The sequence below is a fragment of the bacterium genome, assembly GCA_030654305.1.
Classification (GTDB): Bacteria; Krumholzibacteriota; Krumholzibacteriia; order LZORAL124-64-63; family LZORAL124-64-63; genus PNOJ01.
The window spans coordinates 1-6,145 of sequence record JAURXS010000460.1; the positions used below are offsets into that span (position 1 = coordinate 1).

4 protein-coding genes are annotated in these 6,145 nt (G+C 74.2%); all 4 read right to left on the bottom strand.

What is annotated here, in order from left to right:
• A partial coding sequence (locus tag Q7W29_13165) for a glycosyltransferase family 2 protein (protein ID MDO9172770.1) occupies window positions 1-1,883 on the bottom strand: 1,883 nt, incomplete at its 3' end.
• Window positions 1,880-2,608, bottom strand: coding sequence for a polyprenol monophosphomannose synthase (locus Q7W29_13170; GenBank protein MDO9172771.1), 729 nt, complete (start codon window positions 2,606-2,608; stop codon window positions 1,880-1,882). The genes Q7W29_13165 and Q7W29_13170, both read right to left, overlap by 4 nt.
• A gap of 19 nt (window positions 2,609-2,627) precedes the next feature.
• On the bottom strand, window positions 2,628-5,162 hold the full coding sequence (locus Q7W29_13175) for a hypothetical protein (GenBank protein ID MDO9172772.1): 2,535 nt from the start codon (window positions 5,160-5,162) through the stop codon (window positions 2,628-2,630).
• Between the two features lie 90 nt (window positions 5,163-5,252).
• The coding region (locus Q7W29_13180) for a glycosyltransferase family 2 protein (protein MDO9172773.1) at window positions 5,253-6,145 on the bottom strand (893 nt) is incomplete at its 5' end.

The window sequence follows — 6,145 nt, forward strand, 5'->3', positions numbered from 1 at the left end:
TGGGGTCCGCAGGGGACGAGCGGCGCCCCCGACAGGGCCAGGCTGCCGGTGATCAGGGCTCGCGCCAGGGCGGGTTGCCGCAGCAGCCCGCAGGGTCGGCCGTCGCGGCCGCAGACCAGGCGCCAGGAGCGGGCCAGCGACTCCTCCCCGGCCGGCGCCGCCCGGAAATCCCGGATCCCCCAGCCGCGCCGCAGCCTCGCCAGACCGGCCGCCGGCAGGCACACCGGCAGCAGCAGAAGGCCGAGGGACGCGGCGGCGAGGCGACCGGCGATGTCCCGGCCGGGGCGCGCCGGCCCGGGATCGAGCACGGCGCTCGCGGCGCCGCCGAATTCCTCGGCGCGGGCGCCCGCCTGCAGCAGCGCCGCGGAGTCCACCCGCCAGCGCAGCCGGACCCGGCGCCGGCGCAGCAGCGCCAGCGCCCGCAGCTCGGAGGCCGCGCCCGTCGGCCACTGCCAGAACACGACCTGGGCGATGCGGTAGCGGTCGACGATGTCGACGAGGTCCGCGGGTGCGCCGAGGCGGGGCACGTCCGGACCGCTGCGCGCGAGCCTCTCCTCGGCCACGTCGGCGGCCAGGAAGCCCACGACGTCCAGCCCGCAGCCGCGAGGGTCCGGCCCGCGCTCCAGCCAGTCCCTGACCTCGGCGTCGTCCCCCACCAGCAGCGTGCGCTCCAGCGACAGGTAACCGCGTTCCATGCGGCGTCGCAAGGCCAGGAACGCGGATTCGCTCAGCAGGAGCGTCCCGAGCAGCAGCGGCCAGAACAGCAGCAGCACCACGCGGCTGTAGACGTGCTGGTGGCTCATGTAGGTGCTCGCCCACAGCAGGAGGGTGACGGCAGCGACCTGCTGCATCCGGTCCCCGGCCTGCGGGGAACGGCCGCGGGCGCCGCGCCGGTAGCGGCCCAGCAGCAGGAAGCCGAGGCTCGTCAGCAGGTTGGCGAAGACGAACAGGGGCCGGTACCAGGCGAGCGGCAGCAGCGGGTCGTCGAAGAAGGGGTTCAGCGCGCCGCGCAGGGCGTAGGCGGCCAGCAGCGACGCGTTCAGCGCCGCCAGGTCGGTCAGCCAGAACGCGATGGTGCCGAGGGGGTCGCGCCAGCGCTTGAGCAGGTAGACCAACAGACCCCACTTCTCGTAGAAGGAGATCAGGCTCGTCAGGTGCAGCCAGAAGCTGCGGCGCATCGGGCCGCGCGCGCTGTCGCGGCGGTGGCGGTGGACGAAGCGGGACTCCGCGACGTAGAGCACGTCGTAGCCGGCCTGGCCCATGCGGTAGCACCAGTCGACGTCCTCGAAATAAAGGAAGAAGCGCTCGTCCATGGCGCCGACGCGGGCCACGGCCTCGCGGCGCACGAGCACGCAGCCGCCGATGACCCAGTCCACGGGCCGCGTCGTCAGATGGTCGAAGTCGCGCATGAGGTGGCGTCCCACGGCGCGGGACTCCGGCGCCAGGCGGCCCAGGATCGTGCGCCGCATCAGCAGGGTGCCGAGCGTGTAGAAGCGCCGGCACGACTCCTGGATCGTGCCGTCCTCGTTCAGCAGCTGGGGGCCGAGCAGGCCGGCCCGGGGGTGCGCCGCGGCGGCGCGCAGCAGCGCGTCGATGGCGCCCGGCTGCACCACCACGTCCGGATTGAGCAGCAGGGTGAAGTCGGCGTCGGCGGCCCGCAGGCCGCGGTTGCAGCCGCGGGCGTAGCCCTCGTTGCGCGCGTTCGCGAGCCAGCGCACGCCCGGGTGCGCCTCGCGGACCGCGGCGAGGCCCGGATCGGTCGAGGCGTTGTCCACGACCGTCACCGCGTGGTCGCAGGACGGCGGGCAGCGCGCCAGCGCGTCCAGGCAGCGGCCGAGGTCGCCGCTGGTGTTGTAGTGGACGATGACGATCGAGAGCGTCAAGCCGCGCCTCCGGGACCGCGCGGCTCCCGCCGCAGCCGCAGCGCCCAGACCATCCACATCGCTTCCCAGACGATGCGCTTGGACATCTTCGAGACGCCGACCTGGCGGTCGACGAACATGATCGGGATCTCCTTGATGCGGAAACGCCGCCGCCAGCAGTGGTAGTTCATCTCGATCTGGAAGGAGTAGCCGTCGCTCTTGATGCGTGACAGCGGCAGGGCCGCGAGCACCTCGCGCCGGAAGCACTTGAAGCCGCCCGTGGAGTCCTTGATGGGCATGCCCGTGACCCGGCGGGCGTAGATGTTGGCGCCGACGCTCAGGATCACCCGGCGCAGCGGCCAGTTGACCACCGTGATGCCGTAGAGGTAGCGGCTGCCGAGCACGACGTCGTGATCCCGGATCTCCTGCAGGAAGGTGTCGATGGCCGCGGGGTCGTGGCTGAAGTCGGCGTCCATCTCGAAGACGGCCTCGGCGTCGGTGTTGGCCAGGACCCACTGGAAGCCGGCGATGTAGGCCGCGCCCAGCCCCGCCTTGCCGGGCCGCTCGAGCATGCGGACGCGCCCGCCGTAGTCGGGCAGCGCCTTGACCACGGCCGCGGTCCCGTCCGGCGAGTTGTCGTCGACGACCAGGACCGAGAGGCCGGGATCCCTGGCCAGGACCGCCGGCACGATGCGGCCGATGTTGTCGGCCTCGTTGTAGGTCGGGATCACGACCACGCACTTCACGACGCCACCTCGCTGCGCATCAAGCCTCGCCTGCGGTCCCGCCCGCGAAACGGCGCCGCAGCGCGGGCACCGAACCGGCGAACGCCAGGGCCAGGAGCAGGACCACCCCGCCGACCGTCAACGCGAGGCCGCGACGCAAGGCCGGGTCCCGGTAGACGAAACGGATCTCGTGCTCGCCGGCCGGCAGGGCGACCGCCCGCAGCATGTGGTCGGCGACGAGCAGCGGCGCCGGCGCCCCGTCGACGGTCACGGACCAGCCGGGCATCCACAGGTCGGCCAGCACGAGCACCGACGGCGCGGGCGGCGCGGCCCGCAGCACCACCTCGTTCAGGTCGTCGCGCACGTACTCGACCGCCGGCAGCGCCTGCGCGACGGCCACCGGCGCGGGCGACGGCGCGCGGTCCAGCAGCACGCGGCGCGCGACGGGTTCGCGGCCGGCCTGCAGGCGGTCCAGGAACCCGGCCAGGTCGCCGGTGACCGGCGCCCACTCGCCCACCAGGCGGGCGCGCGGCAGCGCGCTGAGGTTGCGGTAGAGCGTGGACTCGCCGGACATCACGGGTCGCGCCTCGAGTTCGGCGCCCAGATCCGCCAGCGCCGGCAGGGCCTGCGGCGGCAGGAGCCCGTCGAGCATCAGGTAGCGCCCGCCGAGCCAGGCGGCGATGCGGCCGGCGGGGCGCGACGGATCCAGGATCCGCGCCCGCGCGGCCTCGGCGGCGGCCGGCTTCGCCGCCTGGTACCCGCCCAGGGAACGCAGGCCCGCCGGCATCCCGCCGTTGTGCTGCGCCAGGGAGCCGAGCGGCCAGACCCGCTCGTGGCCGACGAACCGTGCCACCTCGACCAGGAAGGGGTCCGCGCGGAACGTCGCGCGCGGCGCGGCCTGCCGGACGAGATCGCCGGCCGGCACCAGGGAGGTGCCGCCGTCGGCTCCGCGGGCGAGTTGCTGCAGCCCGCGCTCGGGATGGGTGATCCGCCCCGCCACGCCGAGCAGGTCCACCGCCACGAGCGCCAGCAGGACCCAGGGCAGCCAGGCGCGCCGGGCCGGTGTCCGACGCATCGCGAACACGGTGGCGGCGCCGGCGGCGACGAGCAGCAGGCCGATGCGCAGCAGGTCGGCCTGCTGCAGGCTCCAGGCCGCGGCCAGCACCTCCGGCGAGGGTGCGCCCCGGCCCGACGCGGCGGCCAGGCTCGCGAGCTGCGAGGCGTGCAGGCCCTTGCCCGGCCCCAGCGCGCCCAGGAGCGAAGCGGCGCCGAGCCCCAGCCAGACCCAGGCCAGGCGGCGCGGCGCTCGCGCACCGGCGGCGGCGCCGTGCAGGGCGGCCAGGCCGTGCGCCGCCAGGACCGCCAGCGCGAACCCCGTCACCGCCAGGATCATCACCGGGATGCGGAACTTGTTGAAGTACGGCAGCAGGTGGTAGAGCGGGCCGTACAGCACCGGGAAGAAGCGCCCGCAGGCGACCAGCAGCGACAGCAGGGCGATCGCCGCCAGCGCGCGTTGCGGCCAGCGCGGCGCGGCCCAGGCGCCGAGCGCCGCCAGCGTCAGCAGCAGCCAGCCGAAGTAGTTGGGGTAGTCCGTGAACGGCATGAAGCCCTGGTAGGTGCCCAGCCCGAAACCGGCGGCCGCGGGCTGGACCAGGGTCGGGAACTCCCGCGGGTGCAGGCTCCAGCCGGTGGCGTACTCGTAGCTGGCGCCCCCGCCCTCGGCGGACCCGCGCACCGACCAGCCGGCATAATCGCGCGTCGGCAGCAGCTGGACGGCGCCGATCAGGAACGCCGTCACCAGGGCGGCGCCGATCGCGGCGGACGGCCGCCAGGGCCAGCGCTGCGCGCCGGCGACGCGGCGACGGCGGGCCGCCAGCACGGCGAGCCACTTGCCCAGCAGCAGGACGCCCACGCACAGCAACGTGTAGTAGAGGATCTGGGGGTGCCCGCGCAGGACCTGCAACCCGACGGCCAGCGCGAGCAGCGCGGCCCGTCGCCGGCCCTTCCCCTCCAGCAGGTCCAGGCAGACGCCCACGACCCAGGGCAGGTACATGGCCGTCACCAGCTTGCTGCCGTGGCCGTGCACGCCCCAGGCCACGACGTTGGGCTGCAGCAGCCAGATCGCCGCACCCAACAGTCGCGCCGGCATCGGCAACCGCGCCGACAACGACAGTTCCCTGCGCCCCAGCAGCCAGACCATGCCGGCGCCGCCGAACAGCAGGTGCGCCAGCATCCAGGTCAGGGGCGGGAAGCCGAGGTGGTCCTGCAGGAAGGTCAGCGCCTCGCCGGGCGGGTAGACGAAACGGGTGTACGCCAGCGAACCGAAGGTCGGCATCCCGGCGAACAGGTAGGGGTTCCACTGCGGGTAGACGCCGCGGGCGAGCGAGGCGTCCCCGACGATCGTGAACAGCGCGGCGTTCTCGGCGTCGCTGCTGCCGAACACCCGGCCCTGCAGCAGCGCTTCGGGGTAGAGCAACCCCAGCAGGACCAGCAGGGCCAGAGCGATGCCGCCGGCGTGCAGCAGGCGGCGACGCAGGCCGGTCCCGGCGCCGGGACGGTCGTGGTTGGCGCGCACGTGGTTCCCTTTCGGATGCGGTGTGACCGCGGCTACCAGCCGGACGAGGATATCATCCGGCGGCCGCGGGCGTCCACTCCCGAGAGACGGTCAAACCCGAGGAGCGACAGGGGGTTCCGCGGGCCGCCCCGCCAGTTCATCCAGGGCGCCCGTCAGGACGGCGCGCGCGACGGCGGGCCTCCCCTGCCACAGGTGCCAGACCGCGTGCCCGGCGAAGTACGCCGCCTGGCACGGCCAGAGCGCCGCGCGCGCCGCCCCCCGCCAGTGGCGCCCCAGCAGGCGGACGTGGCTGCGGCTGCGCAGGTAGGCCTTGCGCGGCGACCACGCGCCGACCGACGCGCTCACCTTGTGCAGGATCAGCGAGCGCGGGACGTGCAGGATGCGGCCGCCCGCCGCCCGCAGGCGCAGGCAGTAGTCGGTGTCCTCGCCGTAGAAGGTGTAGGCCTCGTCCAGTTCCGGCACCGTCTCGAGAGCCCGGCGCGACAGCAGCAGCGCGCACCCCGTCCCGTATTCCACGAACCGCTCGTCGAGCGCGCGTCGCCCGGCGGCCTGCCGGATGCCCTGGTGCCCCACCCAGCCCGAATAGCGCCCGACCCGCCCGCCGTCGTACCAGATGCGCCACGGCTCGTCCGCGAAGCAGATGCGCGGGGTCGCCGCCCAGGCGCCCGGCTCGCGGGCGATCGCCTCCACCAGGCGGGCGAGGCTCCCCTGCGGCACGATGGTGTCGTTGTTCAGCAGCAGCGTGTAATCGGCGCCCCCGGTCGCGCGCAGGTGCCGCAGACCGAGGTTGTTGCCGCCCGCCCAGTAGCGGTTGCGGTCCGCGATGACGAGTTCGACCGAAGGGAAGGCGTCGCGGCAGAACCGGACCGAGTCGTCGTCCGACGCGTTGTCGACGACGACGATGCGCAGGGGGTCGTAGCCGTCGGCGAGCAGGGAACCGATGCACTCGGGCAGGTGGTCGCGACCGTTCCAGTTGACGACGA